The 583-nt window shown below is 66.0% G+C and carries 1 protein-coding gene; it reads right to left on the reverse strand.

Features of this window, described 5'->3' with window-relative positions; translation table 11 throughout:
* Window positions 1-72: 72 nt before the first annotated feature.
* Window positions 73-583 (reverse strand): hypothetical protein (locus ACFPBZ_RS29520; RefSeq protein WP_378039665.1); only part of this gene is annotated, 511 nt, incomplete at its 5' end.

Raw genomic sequence — 583 nt, forward strand, 5'->3', positions numbered from 1 at the left:
AGGACACGACTTACCTCCGGGTGGTGGTCTTAGTTGGTGAGGTCCATAAGGCACCGCGAGGCACGCTCGTAGCTAGCCGTCCTCGTCCTCGTCCTCGAAGCTGTCCTCCTCCTGCTTGAACCATCGCAGGAGAGTCGTAGCCAAGCTGAGGGCTCGCGCGGCGTTGGCTGGGCTGTAGATCGTGAGGTCGGCGGCGTGGATGGTGCCGTTCCGGTTGAAGAGCGGGTCGTCGCTGCCGTACTCGTACGAGTGCCAAGCAGGCGGGATGCCAGCCATCGTCAGCGCTCGGAGCCACCGCCAGTACACCTCGTTCGCGCTGGAGCTCCCGGCCATCTTCTTGATCTCCGCGAGGCTTGCCGCGATGCGTCTGCTCGTCGGGGTGTCGCTGAAGTACTGCGTCACGGCCGTATCCAGGACCGCCGTCGCCAACGCCTGGGCCGCCTCCGTATGCCCAGCGTCGAAGGCGTCGGCTGCCCGCAGCGCGAGCGACACGAGGTGCGCGAGTTCGGGTACGTCGCACTCCTCGATGCGCGGACGGCAGGTCTCGACGATCTCCTGTCGCCGAGCCTCGACTACATCCGAG

Origin of the sequence: Actinomycetospora atypica, from assembly GCF_042653685.1 — a bacterium.
Taxonomy (GTDB): domain Bacteria; phylum Actinomycetota; class Actinomycetes; order Mycobacteriales; family Pseudonocardiaceae; genus Actinomycetospora; species Actinomycetospora atypica.